This window comes from Streptosporangium sp. NPDC023825 (assembly GCF_040639575.1).
Lineage (GTDB): Bacteria > Actinomycetota > Actinomycetes > Streptosporangiales > Streptosporangiaceae > Streptosporangium.
This window is the reverse complement of record NZ_JBFAAE010000005.1, coordinates 197399-215326: the sequence shown is the minus strand read 5'-3', so window position 1 is coordinate 215326 and position 17928 is coordinate 197399. Positions and strand designations below refer to the sequence as shown.

Below are 17928 nucleotides of genomic sequence, written 5' to 3'. Positions count from 1 at the left end.
ATCAGCGCGAGGATCGCCGGGAGATCGCGAGCAGGACGGCGGGCTCCCGCCCCGGGTTGCGCAGCGCCCGCACCGGCAGCCCGTCCAGCCACAGCACGTCGCCGCGCCGGAAGGCCCGGTGATCGCCGTCGGAGCAGACCAGCTCGATACGCCCGCGCTCCAGCAGGACGATCGCCCCCCGCCACTCGGCCTCGTCGTGGACGCGCGAGCCGCCGGGCTCGACCACGACCCTCCGCACGTCGAACGACGGCCCGAACCGTTCGGGAGGCGAGGGCGCCGGGTTCTCACCGGCACCCGTCACAGCGTCTGGGGAAGATCGAAAGCCGGGAAGAGCTCGGCGCCGAAGGTCGTGATCTGGGTGACCAGCCCGTCCTCGACCCGCAGGACACCGAGCCACGAGCCGTGGTACTCGGACTCGCCGGCACGTTTGACGTACGCCGCCGCCGCGGGCTGCCGGTTGGCGCGGGTGGGCAGGACCCGCCAGTCGCCCCACGCCTCGGGGCCGATCATCGCCGGACGCCACGCGTCGACGATCGCCGGCCCTCCCAGGATCCAGATCGGCGCCGGCGGCATCGACTGCCACGCGTCCGCGCGCAGCACCCCGGCCAGGATGGCGGGGTCGGCCTGCTCGACGGCGTCGATGTAGCGCTGCAGCACCGCGCGCTCCTCACCGGTCGGATCCGAGGACGGCGCCCAGTCCAGCCGTCGCGCCGGCAGGTTCTCCCGCATCGTCGACCGTGCCCGCTGCAGGGTGCTCTTCACCGAGACGACGCTCACCTCCAGCAGCGCGGCGGTCTCCTGCGCCGACCAGCCGAGGACGTCGCGCAGGATCAGCACCACCCGCTGCCGGGGAGGCAGATGCTGGATGGCGGCCATGAACGCCAGTTCGATCGTCTCCTTGGCGACCACGGCGGCGTCCGGCTCGGCGCCGGCGGGCGCGACCGGCTCCAGGAGCCGGTCCGGGTAGGGGCGCAGCCAGAAGACCTCGGTCGGCGACGGCGACGGCACGCCGGGAGTGGCCAGCACCGGCGCCTCCCGCGGGCGCGGGCGGCGCGGGTGGCGGTCGAGGAGGTCCAGGCACGCGTTGGTCGCGATCCGGTACAGCCAGGCCCGGAACGTCGAACGCCCCTGGAAGCTCTCCCGCTTGCGCCAGGCGCGCAGGAACGTCTCCTGCACCATGTCCTCCGACTCCTCGAACGAGCCGAGCATCCGGTAGCAGTGCACCCGCAACTCCCGCCGGTACCTCTCCGCGAGCGCGCCGAACGCCGGCTCGTCACCCGCCAGCGCGGCGGCCAGGACCTCGCCGTCCTCCATCGGTTCCCGGCCTGTCTCGTCCCTGGTCACGACCTCATACCTCCCCTGCGGCGTCCCGCCCGGCGCGGCCGCCCCCGGTATGACGGCCACCGGCCGGGAAAGGAATCGGTGCCGGCCCCGGTTCCGTCCCGCCCGGACCGCGGGACCCGGCACGGGCCCGGAGACGGGCGGCGGTCCGGGAACCGTAACGGGCACGGGGCGAGCGCGGGGCGAGCTCGGGCACGGGCACGGGCACGGGCACGGGGCGAGGGTAGTGCGGACGCGATCACGAGCGCGAGCACGGGCGAGGAGAGCGCGGCCGCGATCACGGACGCGGAGCACGAACCGGGGGAGCGCGGCCGCGACAACGGGCGCGGAGCGGACACCGGGGGTGCGAGCGGGGATCCGGGTGCGGGCGCGGAGCGAACGGCCGGGGGTGGGAGCGGGAAGCCGGGTGCGGGCCGGCTCAGAGGCGTACGACCACGGTGTTCGCCGCGCGGTCGTGCAGGCCGCGCTGGTCGCGGTCCCAGACGAGGGCGGGCACGGCCAGGCAGAGCAGGAAGGTCCGTACCAGCACGGCGACGAAGCCGGGGGCGCCGCCGCCGAGCGCGGCGACCCGGACGCCGAGCAGGCGCATCCCGAAGGTCATCCCCATGGTGCCCACCAGCAGGAGGTATTCGGCGGCGAGGACCAGGACCGGCACCCAGGGTGCCCCGGCAGGGTCGATCCGCAGGAGTCCCTGGGTGATGGCCCAGGTGCAGATCAGCCAGTCGATCACGATGGCGCCGATCCTGCGGCCGAAGCCGGCCACCGAGCCGCTGCCCTCCCTGGGCAGCCCGAGCCGCTCCCCGGGATAGCCGAGATCGACTCCGGCGGACCTGACGCCGCCGAGCCAGGTCTGCGTCCAACGCGGCTGCTTGCTGCTCATGCCCCCAACGGTAGCCGCCCGGGACGCCGCCCTCGCATCCGCCCGCATCCCCTACCGGCTACCGGTATCACGCGAAAGCCGTGGATCATGTGTGTCGGCATCCCCCGAGATCCCCCGGAGAACCCCCGTGTCCGACATCGACGACATCGACGAGCGTTTCAGAGCGCTCACGGCTCAGATCGACGAGCGGGAACGCCGGCGGATGAACAAGGCCGCCGTCCAGGAGCGGGCGCGGCATCCCCGCCTCCGGCGGCGCCGGAGGCTGCGGAACGCGGCGATCGCCGTGGCGGTCCTGGTGGCGGCGGCCGGGGGGTTCGTCGCCTACCGGCCGGATGTCGTCGACCAGGTCCGCACGGCCGTCTCCGGGCGGCTCCCGGGCCTTGCGGCCGGAGGGACCGCCGAGACGGCTGGAACGAGCGAGCCCGCCGAGACGGCGCGCGCGGAATCGGGGAAGCCCTCCCCCTTCGACGGCTCGCCCGCCCAGGGGTACGCCGACGGCGCCAAGGGACTGGTCATGCCGCCCGCCAGGGCGGTGGGCGGGCTGAGCCGCAAGGAGGTGTCCGCCGCCATGCGGCACGCGAGGAGCCTTCTGGTGGCCTCGCACCTGGACGAGAAGGTACTGATGGGCGGCAGGCCGGAGAAACTGATCCGCCTGCTGGACCCGGAGCAGCGCACGCCGTTCGTCAAGGGGCTCAAAAGTCCGGGCAGGAAGGGGGCGTATCACAGCCGCCAGTGGGTGACGAGCCTGGCGCCGGGGAGCGCCGAACTCGTCACCCGGACCGTCAAGGTGGACGGCGAGACCCGGCTGTCGGCCTTCCGGGAGAACGGTCTCAGGGGCGTCCGGGTCAAGGTCAACTACCTGTTCGTGTACGCGGTCCGGCGGCCGGGCCGCCCGGACACCGTGACGAGACTCGTCGCCCACAGCGTCGGCGTCGTGCAGGCGTGGCGGGACGGTGACCGGCTGCGCTTCTGGGTGGGCGACTGGAACCGCGGGGGTGTGGCCTCCGCGCGGTGCGACATCGACGACGGCTTCGTCCGCCCCTTCTATCCGGACTCGCAGACCGACGTGAAGGCGACCGGTCCCGCCGTGGATCCCTACTCCCGCGCCGAGGTCGACATGCCTCCGGGAAGCTGCGGGACGCTGACGTCGGGGACGTGAAACTCGAGTAAAGGAAAGGCCTCTCATACCCGCCCAGAGCGGACTTGAGGACTACCGTGGAGGCGATGTTCGCTTAACACGGGTGAAACAAACGAGACACGGGACGGTAACGGCGCAGGCATACTTTCGGGCTGTTAGCCCGTCCCATGGGAGGTTCGCGTGTTCAACTCCGCCGACGACGTCCTGAAGTTCATCAAGGACGAAGGGGTGCAGTTCGTTGACGTCAGGTTCACCGACCTGCCGGGGACGACGCACCATTTCACGTTCCCCTCGGAGAATTTCGGGGCCGGCGTCTTCACCGACGGCCTGATGTTCGACGGCTCGTCGATCCGCGGGTTCCAGGCCATCCACGAGTCGGACATGCTGCTGCTGCCCGACCCGTCCACGGCCGTGCTCGACCCGTTCAGGCAGCACAAGACGCTCAACATCAACTTCTTCGTGCACGACCCGCTGACGGGTGAGGCCTACAGCCGCGACCCGCGCAACGTCGCCCGCAAGGCGGAGGAGTACCTCAAGGGCACCGGCATCGCCGACACGGTCTACTTCGGCCCCGAGGCCGAGTTCTACATCTTCGACGACGTGCGGTTCGAGACCAACGCCCACTCGAGCTACTACCACATCGACTCGATCGAGGGTGCCTGGAACAGCGGCAAGGCCCAGGACGGCGGCAACCTCGGGTACAAGCCGCGCTTCAAGGGCGGCTACTTCCCGGTCCCGCCGATGGACCACTTCACCGACCTGCGCTCGGAGATGGTCCGCAAGCTCATCGACGCCGGGATCGACGTCGAGATGCAGCACCACGAGGTGGGCACGGCCGGTCAGGCCGAGATCGACTTCCGGTTCAACACGCTGCTCAAGTCCGCCGACACCCTGATGCTGTACAAGTACATCGTCAAGAGCACGGCCCTGGAGCACGGCCACACGGTCACCTTCATGCCCAAGCCGATCTTCGGTGACAACGGCTCCGGCATGCACTGCCACCAGTCGCTCTGGAAGGACGGCGAGCCGCTCTTCTACGACGAGGTCGGCTACGCGGGCCTGTCCGACACCGCCCGCTACTACATCGGCGGCCTGCTCAAGCACGCCCCGTCGCTGCTGGCGTTCACCAACCCGACGGTCAACTCCTACCACCGCCTGGTGCCCGGCTACGAGGCCCCGGTCAACCTGGTCTACTCCCAGCGCAACCGCTCGGCGTGCATCCGCATCCCGATCACGGGCTCCAACCCGAAGGCCAAGCGCATCGAGTTCCGGGTCCCCGACCCCTCCTGCAACCCGTACTTCGCCTTCGCCGCCCAGCTCATGGCGGGCATCGACGGCATCCGCAACAAGATCGAGCCGGTCGAGCCGGTCGACAAGGACCTCTACGAGCTTCCCCCCGAGGAGGCCCGCAACATCCCGCAGGTCCCGGGATCGCTCTCGGACGTGCTCGCGGCCCTGGAGGCCGACCACGAGTACCTGCTGGAGGGCGGCGTGTTCACGCCGGACCTGATCGAGACCTGGATCGCCTACAAGCGCGAGAACGAGATCGACCCGATCCGCCTGCGCCCGCACCCGCACGAGTTCGAGCTCTACTACGACGTCTGAGTTATCGAGCTTCTGACCTGGAAAAACGCTGACGGTTAACCCGTCAGGGCACGTCCAGGACACTCAGGCATCCCGCGAAAGGCCGTCGGCCGTCCCTCCGTTGAGGGCACGCTCGACGGCCTTTCGCATGCGTCCCTCCCCCGGCGGCACGGAGGGCGTGCGGATCCGCGGCGTGAGCCCGGGATCCTCGCGGCCGGCGGCGTGGACCCGGGATCCTCGCGGCCGAGGGACCCGGCGAGGCCGCGAATGTCCACCTCTCCGCCAGGAGCACGCTCGCGAGGCGATGCCGCAGGGCGTGAGAGCCCTCTTCCCCGCTCCCGTCCACCGGCGGGTGCCGATACCGCGGGCCGGGATGTCTCCTTGCCATGCCGACCTTTCCCGAAAAGGACAGAGGCACTTAAGTCAACTGAAACGACTTCACGAAAGCCGGCGACTCCAACTGAGCGAACCGGCGAATGCGATCGCGTTCGCCGATGAAACTTACATCGGCGAACGCGATTCACCGCTGCCGAGGTAAGCGGCCTCCTCCCTCGAACCGCCCGGAACGCGAGCTGATCCAGCGGGGATCCGATGTGCCGCGGGCACCGCGTGGAGGACCGCGCCGGGCCGCCGGCAACCGGTGCTGCGACAAAGACACCGGCTTTGGCCTGGCAGATCGGGCCCACGAGCCGCCGGGTCGCACCTACGCATGACCGGCGAGGTCCCATCGCGACCCGCGGGAAGCCCGCCATGTCGCGGAGGATCACCCGGCGTCGCGGCGCCGGGGTGAACGAAGATGCGCTTTTCCCGACTCCATCGACTATTGCGAGACACCTCTGTTAATGGGACATTACCCCCAGACATCATTCGGCATACGTCATACGTTACAAAATGGTAACGCCGCGTTGCCACGGATTCTTAGGGCGTGTCATGAGGAGACCTCTCGCCGGCGGCGGTGACCCTCGTCAGCGCGGCGCCAGGGCGGACGACCGGGGCTTCTTCGGTACCGGCGAGTTCGTCCTTCGAGTGATGGAGAGCCCGTGAGCCGCCTGCGGCGAATGCTCGGCGCGCAGGACCGGCCGGCACCGCTCATCCCGCGGCGAGGACATCCGGCCTCACCGACGACGGGTCCGCCGACGCCCACGCCCCACCGGCGATCGCCGCGCATGGCGTGAGGGCGGCCTGCCTCGCCCGCCGGGAAAGGCGCAGGGCCCTCCGGTCGATGTCCTCAACCGCAAGACAGGCGCCGCGCCCGCGCGATGGCACACCCCGGTGAGTTCCGCTGCGGCGGGGTGATTGCGCGGCGAACACTCTGCTCGGAACCAGCGAAAGGAACAGAGCGTGAAGTCAGCCTCGTCCACCACTGGGAAGGCGTTAGCAGCGCTTGCGGTGTTCGTCGCCGCCGTGTTGCTGCCGGCCTTCGCGGGTGGTGCCCCGGCCTCGGCAGCGGTCCAGGCAACCTACTACGTCGCCCCCGACGGCAACGACGCCAACCCTGGAACGATCACGTCACCGTTCAGGACCCTGCAGCGCGCGAGGGACGTCGTCCGCACGGTGAACGCCAACATGACCGGCGACATCCACGTGTATCTCCGCGGGGGCGACTATCCGGTCGGCAGCACGATCGACTTCACGCCGGCCGACTCCGGCACGAACAATTACCGGGTCATATACGCCGCGTACCAGAACGAGACGCCGATCCTCAGCGGAGGCGTTCAGGTAACCGGGTGGACGCAACACAGCGGCAACATCTGGAAAGCCCCGCTGAATCGGAGCAACAAGCTCCGTGCGCTCTATGTCAACGACAAGCGGGCCTACATGGCCTCCAAAACAATAGGCTCGGCGGGGTGCACCGGAACCTACAACATCACGGCGGGACAGGCGTCCTGGGCGTGGGAATCAGGCTCGCAGTGCGCGGGAGCGAAGTACAGCCTGAATGATTTTCCGGCTGTCGCCGGCAATCAGGACGACATCGAAATAGAAACGGGAACGACCTGGACCACGGCCATCGTGGGAGTCCAGCAGGTCACCTCTGACGGCACGAACCGCATCGCTCAGTTCCAGCAGCCGGGAGCGGCCATCGCCCAGGGCGCCTTCAACGGGAACGCCCAGGTCGGCGGCAGCCACAAGGTGATGAACGCCTACGAGTTCCTGGACACGCCGGGCGAGTTCTTCTTCGACAAGACGAGCCGGACGGTTTACTACTACAAGGCCGCTTCCGAGAACATGGCGACCGCCACGGTTTTCGCACCGAACAACGTGTCCACCCTTCTCAAGGTCGCCGGCACCTCCACGAGCAATCGCGCCCGGAACATCACGTTCTCCGGCCTCACGGTCCAGCACTCCGACTGGAACCTGTTCAACGTGGCCGGCTCGGCGTTCAAGCAGGCCCAGCAGGGCAATCTCGGCGCGCAGGCGTACGCCAAGCAGAACTTCCACGTCTATTACTACCGCAATGTCGACATGGCGCCCGGCATCATCCAGATCGACAACGCCGACGGGCTCGTCCTGGAGAGGAACCGGATCCAGCACACCGGCGTCGACGGAATCAACATGGTCAACGACGTGGTGAACACGCAGCTGATCGGAAACCACACGAACGACATCGCCGGATCCGCCATCGCCGTGGGCCATCCCCAGCACGTCTACATCGGGGACCACACCTCGACGAATCGCGAGAAGTATCCCGCCCAGGTCGAAGGGGCGCCCAAGAACATCACGATAAAGAACAACTACATCTACGACAGCGCCGTGCTGTTCAACGGGCACAGCCCCATCTCGGCGTACTTCGCCGACGGCCTGTCCATCCAGCGCAACCGCATCGAGAAGACCCCGTGGTCCGGCGTGACGCTCGGCTGGGGCTGGTGGAACTTCGACGGATCGTCAGGCTCGATCGCGCCCAACCGGCCGACCACCACGGCGAAGAACAACACCATCAGCCACAACCACTTCATCGACACGGTGCAGCGCCTGAGTGACACGGCTCCCGTCTACACGCTGGGCAACCAGCCGGGAACCACGATCACCAACAACTACATGCAGGGCGTCCCGTCCGGTCACAAGTACGGGCTCCACCCGGACGAGGGCTCGGGGAACATGACCTTCCGCGACAACGTCCTGAGCGTGGACAAGAACATCACCTGGCTCATCAACTCCGACGACTTCGGGCGCAAGCACGATCTGAGCATCACTCAGACCTACGGTCCCATCAACAAGGTCTCCAACAAGAACCTGCCGAACAGCACGATCCAGGACATCCTCGTGTCCTCCGACTACGTCTGGCCGTCGCAGGCCTACGGCATCGCGGTGAACTCCGGGCTCGAGGACGCGTACCGGAACATCATCCCCCAGAGCAATCTCTCCCTGCCGGACTACGTCCTGCCCGCCAGCACGTTCGTCGCCGCCGGTACGACGTCGATTCCCATCCGGAGCGCCGGCGACGCGAGCAAGACGGTCTGGCTGGCCCCATCGGGTACGACGTCCTTCACCGCGGGCAACACGATGACCAGGGCGAGCGGAACCGCGACCTCCATCGCCGTTCCGACGTCGACCGGTGAGTACCGGCTCTACGTCGTGGACGCCCAGGGGAACCGGTCGGCCGAGTCGAAGTCGCTCGTCAGGCAAGGAAACGGCGGCGGAAGCGGCCAGACCGGCACGATCGTGGGCGGCCAGTCGGGTCGGTGCGTGGACATCACCGGCGGCGCCGCGACCAACGGCGCCCAGGCGCAGCTGTGGGACTGCAACGGCGGCACCAACCAGCGGTTCACCTACACCTCCGGCAAGCAGCTGCAGGTGTTCGGCAACAAGTGCCTGGACGCCTACAACCGGGGCACCTCGAACGGCACCCAGGTGATCATCTGGGACTGCAACGGACAGACCAACCAGCAGTGGAACCTCAACTCCAACGGCACCATCACCGGTGTGCAGTCCGGGTTGTGCCTGGACGCCAACGCCGGCGGCACCGCCAACGGTACGAGGACGATTCTGTGGTCGTGCAACGGCGGCACGAACCAGCAGTGGAGCCTGCGCAGCTGACGTGAGGTCCTGCCGGGCCGCGGACGGTCATCGCGCACCGTCCGCGGCCCACCCTGCCGGCGGCCGGGACTCCGTCCGAAGGTGTCGCGTCCGAGGGCCGGACGCCGGGGACATGTGGCGGGAGGACCGCGGCGCCGCTCCGGGCTGGACGACCACGACCGCCCCGAAACCCCGGTACACCAGGGCAATCCCCCGCGAAATCCGGTACTCGGCGAGGGTCGCGGCCGACACGGCATCCCTCCCGGTGTTAGATCATCGCCAGAAGGGACAGAGGGGTGGTGCCGGACGGCGACGCGTCCGGCCGAGGACCGGCACCTGGAGGTTGTGCATGCTTGCTCAGACCACGCGCAAGGCGGCGCTGGCCGCCGCGACGATGGCGGCGCTCGTCGGCCTGGCCGGCGGTTGCGGAGGCGGTGGCGACGATGACGGGGACGACGGTCCCGACGTCGTCAACACGACGACCGGACCCGGCGTGGACGACGACGGCGGCACGGACGACGACGGGGACGGCAACTGACGGCCGACCCGCGAGGCCACGGGCCGGCGGCGCCTCCACCTCGCGCCCCGGCACCGTACCCGGCAGCACCACCGCGACCCGCGTGCCCCGCACGCGGGTCGCCGCATGCCGCGATGCCCGTCACCCGCCCGTCCCGGTCGTCCCGCTCGTGCCGGGCCGGTCTCCCGCCTCGAAGCCCTGAGACCGCCCCAAGGCCGCGATCGGCGATTGCCACCAAGCCCGCACAATGCGCGCCAAAGCCGCATACAACGCGCATCGCCGACTTGTCGGGCAGACTGGTCATGACCCACAGGGACCGACCAGGCGAGGTGACGTGGCGGCGGCGCTCCGGGACGAGGAGGCTGATCTCAGGCCTCCCCTGGCCGGAAAGCGGCGTGCCGGCACCCCCGGACGCGACCGGTTCTCCGGGCGGCGCGCTCTCCCCGGGCTCCTCTCGGGCCTTCCCGGGTTCCCGGGTCCTTCCGGCGGTCCCGGTCGTCTCCCCCGGCGTCCCGGCCCTCACCGGCGCCGCGGGCAGGCCGCGGCGGTCGTGCTCGCGGGAACGTTCCTGCTCCTGAACGCCGCCCCCATGGTGCCGCCCCTGCCCGTCACCCTCAACCGGATCACCGCCATCGCGTACGCGATCGAGGCCGGTCAGCACCAGCCCGGCTGGCGGGGCGGGGAGATCCCCTACTCCTGGGGCGGCGGCCACGACGAGGACCCCGGCCCCTCCTTCGGCACCTGCCTGGGGTACCGGGGATCGATCAAGCCCTGTCCCGCCACCAGGACCCGCGGCCTCGACTGCTCCGGTCTCGCCCGCTGGGTCTACCACCTCGCCTACGGGCGCGACGTGCTGGGACCGGGCAACACCGACGACCACGTCAGGCGGCTCAAGAGGATCCCGGCCGCCGTGGCCAGGCCGGGAGATCTCGTGTTCTACGGCAAGGTCGGCAAGCGTAAAGTCAGGACCCACCACGTCGGCGTCTACGTCGGCCGGGGCAAGATGATCAACGCGCTGAGGACCGGGACCGAGGTGCGGATCGACCGCGTCACCGCCCTGGACGACCTCGCCGGATACTTCCGCTACCTGGGAGTCAGCTGAGTGCCGCGAAACCGGCACAGCGGGAACTCCCGCCGTTCACTAGGAGAGATATGCGCCTGGGCGTCATGTTCGACCGTGACCTTCCCCCCGAGTCACTGATCCCCTTCTGCCGCCATCTGGACGCGGCCGAGGTGGACGACGTCTGGGTGGTGGAGGATCTCGGCTGGACCGGGGCCGTCTCGTCGGCGGCCACCGCGCTCGCCGTCACCGAGCGCCTGCGGGTGGGCATCGGGATCACCCCTGCGCCGCTGCGCAACCCGGCCCTGCTCGCCATGGAGCTGGGCAACCTGGCCAGGCTGCACCCGGGCCGGCTCGCGGCCGGCATCGGGCACGGCGTCCAGGACTGGATGCGCCAGGTGGGCGTCCTCGCACCCTCGCCGCTGGCGTTGCTGGAGGAGACCATCACGGCGGTACGGGGGCTGCTGCGCGGCGAGACGGTCACCCTCCAGGGCAGGGCCGTGCGGCTCGACGGGGTGAGCCTGGTGCATCCCCCCGCCGTCGTGCCGCCGGTGCTGGCCGGGGTGGTACGACCCCGCTCGCTGGAGCTGTCGGGACGGGTGGCGCAGGGCACGATCCTGCCCGAGGGGGTCGGTCCCCGGCAGATCGAGGCGGCCCTGAAGCTGACCGGCGAGGATGATCACGAGATGGTCGTCTTCGTCAACCTCTACGTGGGTGACGACCGCGCCGTGGTCGCCGGCCTGGCCGAAGGCTCCGCCGGCTTCCTGAAGGTCGCCCCGGAGGAGGTCGTGATGGCGGCCGGTTCTCCCGAGGAGGCCGCCGACCAGGTCAGATCCCTGTGGGAGGCGGGTGCCCGCACGGTCGTGGTCCGCCCGTACGGACCGGACCCGCTCCCCCAGGTCGACCTGCTCCTGGCGGAGCTCCGCTAGGAGCGGTCGCCGTGGGCCGGGAACGGCCGTCGCGGGCTAGGAGCGGTCGCCCCGGACACCGGTGAGGCGGCGCAGGACGTCCCACCAGAACGAGGCGCCGAACAGCAGCGCGACCATGGTGAGCAGGTAGCCGGGCCAGTGCCCGGGAGTGACGAGCCGGTCCCACCAAGCTCCGCCGTTCCAGTGGAAGGACGGGTCGGCGGAGCCGTCGGGCGGGATCGTGATGCTCACGATCGCGTGATCGAAGATCTTGACCAGCGCCGGGGAGCTGAGGGACTCGGTCACGCACTGGTACGGCTCGGCGAGACCGATCTCGCCACCGGCGCACTTGTCCTTGAGCGCGGCGTACCCGTCCCCGCCGCCGCCCGCGATGGCGCTCACCCCCGCGCGGTAGGCGTTGTCGCGCAGCAGGGTCTTGCCGTACTCCAGCGCGTCCATGCTGAACGCCAGCGTCAGCACCACGCCCAGCGCGAACACCACCCACTTCACGTAGCGGGCGTAGAGCGTGGACAGGCGCTGCATCTCCCCGTTGAACCAGTCCTCGACGCCCTTGCGGAACCTCGGCAGGTCCCGCTGTGCGCCCTCCCAGACACCCTTGAGGTGGCCCGCGAGCGGGCTGTTGATGGCCTCCAGCTTGGCGAGCAGGCCGTCGATCCCGCCCTCCTCGGCGGCGACCAGCTCCATCACGGCGCCGGAGAACCGCTCGGGCGGGATGTTGGCGATGCTGGTACGGGCGCCCTTGGGATGGTCGATCTCCTGCAGCCGCTCGTACAGCCGCGCGGTCATGTCCACCGGCGGCGCGAGCCTCTCCGGCGGTTCCCCGGCGACGGGCCCGCCGTCCGCGGGAGCACCGTCCGCGGGAGCATCGGGAGAGCCACCGGCGCCCGCCTCCCCTGCGGCGCTCTGCGGGGCGACCCCCTCGGAGGTCTCCTCCGAGCCCCTCTCCGCGGCCGCCTGGGCGGCCAGGACCGTGGCCGCGTCGACCCGCATCGGCTCGACCACCGCGGGCGCGGGGTCGGAGCTGTGCACCGGGCGCGGATCGTCCTTGGAGAAGGGCAGCTTCGCGAAGACGTCGGCGATCTTCGACGGGATCCACGACCTGCCGTCCTCCGAGCCGTCCAGGGTGTCCCTGAGGTAGGCCCACAGGAACTTGCTGCGGATCCCGAGCAGCCGGACGAAGGCCTCGTTGATCCCGCTCACCAGGAGCGACAGGAGCAGAAAGGCCAGGATCAGGCCGATGGCCAGATCAATGTAAACGGATATCAAAAGGATCACCCGGACCGTTGATACACGGACGCCCCCGGCGGCGCAACGCGATCATCCAAAACAGGTCGGTTTTCGTGACCGGGAGGACGCCCGCGCGAACGGACGCGCGGGCCGGTCCCCGTGAAAACGGTCCAGTCCTCGCGGAAACCGGTCAGTCCCCGTGGAAGCGGGTCAGTCCTCGTAGAAGACGCGCTCCACGACCCGGCGGGCGCGGCGGGTGGCGCGGCGGTAGTCGTCCACGAAGTCCTCCGTGCCGTCGGGCGGGTAGCCGAGGGCGCGGGCGATGAGCGTGCGCTCGCGGGCGTCCACCGGGATCGCGTCGGAGGCGCGGCCCCTGACGGCGACGATGGCGTCGCGGATGCGCGAGGCGAACCGCCACGCCTCGGCGAGCACGGCCTCGTCGGCCTCGGACAGCAGACCCTCCGCGACCGCCGCGCCCAGCGCCTCCAGGGTGCGGGTGGTCCGCAGCGACGGCCGCGCCCCCGCGTGCCGGAGCTGGATGAGCTGGGCCACCCACTCCACGTCGGACAGCCCGCCGGGACCGAGCTTGGTGTGCAGCGCGGGATCGGTGCCGCGGGGAAGGCGTTCGGCCTCCATCCGGGCCTTGAGCCTGCGGATCTCCAGCACGGCCGCGTCGGAGATGCCCCCCTCGGGGTAGCGCAGCGGGTCGGCCAGGTGCAGCAGCCCGACGCCGAGCTCGGCGTCCCCGGCGGAGAAGCGGGCGCGCAGCAGCGCCTGCGACTCCCACGGCGACGACCACCGCTCGTAGTAGGCGGCGTAGGAGGCCAGGGTACGGACCAGCGGACCCGCCTTGCCCTCGGGGCGCAGGCCGGGGTCGATGAGCAGCGGCGGGTCGGGGGCGGGCAGGGCCAGCAGGCGGCGCAGCTCGTTGGCCACCTCGAACGCCGTCTCGGTGGCCTGGCGCTCCGGCACGCCCTCCAGCGGCGAGTGCACGAACATCACGTCGGCGTCGCTGCCGTACGAGGACTCGATCCCGCCCAGGCGGCCCATCGCGATCACCGCGAACCTCGTGCCCAGCGGGGTGCGGCGCTCCATCTCGACCTTGTCGATGGCGGCGTCGAGCGCGGCCTGGATCGTCACGTCGTTGAGCCCGGACAGCGTCTGGCCGACCTCCTCGATGCCGATGATCCCGGATAGGTCGGCGACGGCCGTGCGGAACAGCTCCCTGCGGCGCAGCGCCCTGACCGCGGCCACCGCGCCCTCGGCGTCCCCGGGGTGGCGGGCCACCACGGTCCGCGCCTCGGACAGCACCGCCTCGACGGGCCTGGGGGCCAGCTCCGCGTCCGAGCCGAGCATCGCGACCGCCTCGGGGGCGTTCATCAGCAGGCCCGTCACGTAGCGGCTGGTGCCGAGCATCCTGGCCAGGCGCGACGCCACGGCGGTCTCGTCGCGGAGCAGCCGCAGGTACCAGGGGGTGGAGCCGAGCTTGTCGGAGATCTGGCGGAAGCCGAGCAGACCGGCGTCGGGGTCGGGGGCGTCGGCGAACCAGCCGAGCATGACCGGCAGCAGGGTCCGCTGGATCGCGGCACGGCGGGAGACTCCCGTGGTCAGCGCGCTGATGTGGTGCAGCGCCCCGCCGGGGTCGGCGTAGCCGAGCGCCTCCAGCCGGGCCTTGGCCGCGGCCGTGGACAGCCGGGCCTCCGACTCGGGCAGCCGGGCGACGGCCTGCAGCAGCGGCCGGTAGAACAGCTTCTCGTGCAGGCGCCTGGCCTCCATGGCGTGCCGGCGCCACCTGGTGGTGAACTCCCCCACCGGGTCGGCGGTCATGCCCAGGCTCCGCCCGAGGCGGCGCAGGTCGCCGTCGCCCTCGGGCACCACGTGCGTGCGGCGCAGCCGGTGCAGCTGGATCAGGTGCTCGACCTGGCGCAGGAAGGTGTACGCCTCGGCGAGGGCCTTGGCGTCGTCCCTGCCCACGTAGCCGCCGCGGGAGAGGGCGCCGAGCGCGGGGAGCGTGGCCCGCCTCCGCAGCAGCGGGTCGAGGCGGCCGTGGACGAGCTGGAGCAGCTGCACCGCGAACTCGATGTCGCGCAGCCCGCCGGGCCCGAGCTTCAGCTGGCGGTCGGCCTCGCCGCCGCGGACGTGGGCCTCCACCCGGCGGCGCATGGCCTGGACGTCCTCGACGAACTTGTCGCGGGTGGCGGCCTGCCAGACCATCTCGTTCATCGCGGCGACGTACTGCTGGCCGAGCTCGGCGTCGCCCGCGACCGGCCTGGCCTTCAGCAGGGCCTGGAACTCCCAGGTCTTGGCCCAGCGCCGGTAGTAGGCGAGGTGGCTGGCGAGGGTGCGGACCAGCGGCCCGGCCTTGCCCTCGGGGCGCAGCGCCGCGTCGACCTCCCACAGCGCCCCCTCGGGGGTGCTGGTCGAGCAGGCGCGCATCATGCCCTGGGCCAGCCGGGTGGCGAGCTTGATGGCCGCGTGCTCGTCGAGGGAGCCGTCGCCTCCCTCGCGCGGCTCGGCCACGAAGACGACGTCGACATCGCTGATGTAGTTGAGCTCGCGTGCCCCGCACTTGCCCATGCCGATGACGGCGAGCCGTACCGACCCCGCCTCGGGGTGCTCGGACCTGGCGACGGCGAGTCCCGCCTCCAGGGCCGCCCCGGCCAGGTCGGACAGCTCGGCGGTCACCCCGGGCAGCGAGACGACCCCGGTGACGTCGCGCGCGGCGAGGTGGAGCAGGCGGCCCCGGTAGGCGGCGCGCAGCGCCGACAGGGTGGCGGTGGAGGCGTCGGCGGCCCTCGGCTCGGGGTCGTCCGGCTCGGCACCGACCGCGAGCAGCAGCTCCGCGCGGAGCTCCTCCGCGGTCGGGCGGTCCGTGTCCGGTGCCCCGCCGAGCAGGCGCCAGTGGTCCGGGTGCCTGACGACGTGGTCGCCGAGCGCGGCGCTGACGCCGAAGACGCCGAGCAGCCGCGCGCGCAGGCCGGGGTCGGCCCGGAGCGCTCCGAGCACGCTGGGATCCTGCTCGGCCAGCCGGTTCAGCGAGGTGAGCGCCAGATCGGGGTCGGCCGCGGCGACCAGCGAGGTCAGCAGGTCGATGTCACCGACGGCCTCGGGACCCAGCTCGTCGAGCAGCCGCTCGGCCCTGGCGCCGTCGGCGAAGCCGAGCCTCGCCAGGCGCCCGGCGGTCGTCTGCATCCGAGGCACGGTTTCCACCGACCCTCCATGTTCCTCGATCACAAGCACGGGTGCCCTTCCTCAGTCCCTACCCCGAGCGATCAAAGGTGCACGCTCCCCGCGGTCCGTGGACCCCGGTTCTCCCGGCGGATGGGCGGGATCGGCGCGATCTGCCTCCGGATCCCCGCCCTGGCCCGCGTCCCGCGCGTTCGGAGCGTCGCCGCACACGCTAATCCTGAAACTGTGCGGCGTCGTTAGCGGATTCGCACCGTAATCGCGCGGTCACGCGCTTTGGACGGCCCCGGCGACGGCGGCGAACCGCTCGGCGAGCGGCTTCCACGCGGCGACCAGGCCGGCCTCGCTCTCCTTCGCGTGCGCGTTGAGCTCCTCGACCGAGTGTCCCAGGCCGGTCAGCACGTCGGCCGAGCCGGCCGTCCAGCCGACGAAGATCTCCGGGGTGGCCTCGGGATGGAACTGCACCGCCCAGGCGCTCTCCCCCAGCCGGTAGGCCTGGTTGGGGTACGGGTCCCCGGTGGCCAGCGGCACCGCGCCCGGGGGGAGCTCCGTGATCGCGTCACGGTGGTACTGCACGGCGGGGGAAGGGCCGAGGCCGGCGAACAGCGGATCCGCCGCGGCGGCGGGCAGCGGGACGACCTCGGTCACGCCGACCTCCAGCCCGTGCTCCCCGCGCCCGACGGCGCCGCCGCAGGCGAGCGCCATGAGCTGCGCCCCCAGGCAGATCCCCAGGGTCGGCACGCCCTCCTCGACACAGGCGCGGATCAGGTCGCGGGTGGCGGGCAGCCAGGGACACCGCTCGTCCTCCCAGGCCGCCGCCTCGCCACCGAGGACGATCAGCCCTTCGGCGGCCCGGTCGGGCACGGCCTCGCCCAGGTAGGGCCGGACGACCTCGCAGACGGCCCCGGCCCCGGAAAGCCATCCGGCGAGGAATCCGAGCCCCGCGTCGGCCTCGTGCTCGATGACGGTAATCCTCATACGGCAATTATGGGCTTATATGGGCATAAGGCGGTCAGGGCGGGCGAGGCATACGAGACCGCCGCGCTTCATGTCGGCCGTGGACATTGACCTCGGGCACGGGCACCCGCCACCTTGGCATCAGCCCCGCCGGAACCGGAGGCGGGGCTTCATGTCCAAGGAGAACCGATGAACCCCGTCCTCAGTGGTGTCGAGGTCCCCGGCGGCGCGCTGCGTGTCGCCCGCTTCGGCACCGGGCCCCGCGTGATCGTGGCGGTGCACGGCATCACCGCCTCACTGCAGGCCTGGGCCGGCGTCGCCCGCCGGCTCCCCGCCGAGTGGTCGCTGGTCGCGATGGACCTGCGGGGCCGCGGCCACAGCGCCGGGCTCCCCGGCCCGTACGGCCTGGCCGCGCACGCCGAGGACGTGAACCTCGTCGCCCGCTCCGTGGGCGCCGAGTCCGGCATCGTGCTCACCGGACACTCCATGGGCGCCTACGTCGCGGCCCTCGCCGCCGCGGGACACGACTACGCCAGGGTGGTGCTGATCGACGGCGGGCTCCCGATACCGCTGCCCCCCGGCGCCGACCCCGGCGCGGTCCTGGAGGCCACGCTCGGCCCGGCCCTCGCCCGGCTGGACCAGACCTTCCCCAGCGTCGGCGCGTACCTGGACTTCTTCAGGGCCCACCCCGCCTTCGCCGAGGCGTGGACGGAGGAGGCGGAGGAGTACGTCCGCTACGACGCGTCGGGGCCAGAGGGGGCGGTGCGCTCGCGGGTGCGGCGGGAACCGGTCCGCGAGGACGGCCGGTGGATGCTCACCGAGGGCGAGACGGTCGGCGCGGCGCTGCGCGCGATCACCTCGCCCCTGTCGCTGCTGCGCGCCCCGCGGGGGTTGCTGAACCAGCCGGTCGGCATGCTGCCCGACGAACTGGCCGCCGCGTGGGCCAGGCGGCTGCCCGCGCTGGAGGACGAGGTGCTCGACGACTGCAACCACTACACGATCCTCTTCGACGACCGCTGCGCCTCGCTGGTCGCCAAGCACCTCTCCCGCTGAGCCCCCGGCGGCTCCCGCCGAACCCCCGGCGCCGGGCGGCGC

General features: G+C 71.2%; 13 protein-coding genes. 7 read left to right on the top strand and 6 right to left on the bottom strand.

Annotated elements, in window-relative coordinates; all coding sequences use genetic code 11:
• Position 1: 1 nt before the first annotated feature.
• The 3 genes from AB0G15_RS07225 to AB0G15_RS07215 all read right to left on the bottom strand — a co-directional run bounded on the left by AB0G15_RS07225 (position 2) and on the right by AB0G15_RS07215 (position 2221).
• Positions 2 to 301, bottom strand: a complete 300-nt coding sequence (locus tag AB0G15_RS07225; RefSeq protein ID WP_362836260.1) for a hypothetical protein — start codon at positions 299 to 301, stop codon at positions 2 to 4.
• The gene (locus AB0G15_RS07220; protein WP_362836258.1) at positions 298 to 1344 is read right to left on the bottom strand and encodes an RNA polymerase subunit sigma-70; all 1047 of its coding nucleotides are present in this window, start codon (positions 1342 to 1344) and stop codon (positions 298 to 300) included. The genes AB0G15_RS07225 and AB0G15_RS07220 overlap by 4 nt, the downstream gene beginning before the upstream one ends.
• Positions 1345 to 1759: 415 nt before the next feature.
• Positions 1760 to 2221: an RDD family protein gene (locus AB0G15_RS07215; RefSeq protein ID WP_362676732.1), complete on the bottom strand. Its 462-nt coding sequence runs from the start codon at positions 2219 to 2221 to the stop codon at positions 1760 to 1762.
• Positions 2222 to 2348: 127 nt separating this feature from the next.
• On the opposite strand from AB0G15_RS07215, the gene AB0G15_RS07210 reads away from it, so the two are divergent.
• The 6 genes from AB0G15_RS07210 (at position 2349) to AB0G15_RS07185 (ending at position 11463) form a co-directional block, all read left to right on the top strand.
• Positions 2349 to 3380: a hypothetical protein gene (locus AB0G15_RS07210; RefSeq protein WP_362836256.1), complete on the top strand. Its 1032-nt coding sequence runs from the start codon at positions 2349 to 2351 to the stop codon at positions 3378 to 3380.
• A 159-nt stretch (positions 3381 to 3539) separates the two neighbouring features.
• Complete coding sequence (gene glnA / locus AB0G15_RS07205; RefSeq protein ID WP_362676736.1) at positions 3540 to 4964, top strand: type I glutamate--ammonia ligase; 1425 nt, start codon at positions 3540 to 3542, stop codon at positions 4962 to 4964.
• 1320 nt (positions 4965 to 6284) lie between these two features.
• Positions 6285 to 8978: a lectin gene (locus AB0G15_RS07200; protein WP_362836254.1), complete on the top strand. Its 2694-nt coding sequence runs from the start codon at positions 6285 to 6287 to the stop codon at positions 8976 to 8978.
• 328 nt (positions 8979 to 9306) lie between these two features.
• Positions 9307 to 9495: a hypothetical protein gene (locus tag AB0G15_RS07195; protein ID WP_362836252.1), complete on the top strand. Its 189-nt coding sequence runs from the start codon at positions 9307 to 9309 to the stop codon at positions 9493 to 9495.
• A gap of 529 nt (positions 9496 to 10024) precedes the next feature.
• Positions 10025 to 10576 carry an NlpC/P60 family protein gene (locus AB0G15_RS07190; protein WP_362836250.1) on the top strand — a complete coding sequence of 184 codons (552 nt, stop codon included), beginning with the start codon at positions 10025 to 10027 and terminating at the stop codon, positions 10574 to 10576.
• A gap of 50 nt (positions 10577 to 10626) precedes the next feature.
• Positions 10627 to 11463 carry an LLM class flavin-dependent oxidoreductase gene (locus AB0G15_RS07185; RefSeq protein ID WP_362676744.1) on the top strand — a complete coding sequence of 279 codons (837 nt, stop codon included), beginning with the start codon at positions 10627 to 10629 and terminating at the stop codon, positions 11461 to 11463.
• A gap of 36 nt (positions 11464 to 11499) precedes the next feature.
• Here AB0G15_RS07185 and AB0G15_RS07180 read toward each other — a convergent pair whose 3' ends face one another.
• From AB0G15_RS07180 to AB0G15_RS07170, 3 genes are all read right to left on the bottom strand, one after another.
• Positions 11500 to 12738 carry a hypothetical protein gene (locus AB0G15_RS07180; RefSeq protein WP_362836248.1) on the bottom strand — a complete coding sequence of 413 codons (1239 nt, stop codon included), beginning with the start codon at positions 12736 to 12738 and terminating at the stop codon, positions 11500 to 11502.
• Positions 12739 to 12900: 162 nt separating this feature from the next.
• Positions 12901 to 15882 (bottom strand): bifunctional [glutamine synthetase] adenylyltransferase/[glutamine synthetase]-adenylyl-L-tyrosine phosphorylase, encoded by a 2982-nt coding sequence (locus AB0G15_RS07175; RefSeq protein ID WP_362836352.1) that lies wholly within the window; start codon positions 15880 to 15882, stop codon positions 12901 to 12903.
• Positions 15883 to 16143: 261 nt separating this feature from the next.
• Positions 16144 to 16854, bottom strand: a complete 711-nt coding sequence (locus AB0G15_RS07170) for a type 1 glutamine amidotransferase (protein ID WP_362836246.1) — start codon at positions 16852 to 16854, stop codon at positions 16144 to 16146.
• 168 nt (positions 16855 to 17022) lie between these two features.
• Here AB0G15_RS07170 and AB0G15_RS07165 point away from each other — a divergent pair, with 168 nt between their 5' ends.
• Complete coding sequence (locus AB0G15_RS07165; protein WP_362836243.1) at positions 17023 to 17886, top strand: alpha/beta hydrolase; 864 nt, start codon at positions 17023 to 17025, stop codon at positions 17884 to 17886.
• Positions 17887 to 17928 lie beyond the last annotated feature (42 nt).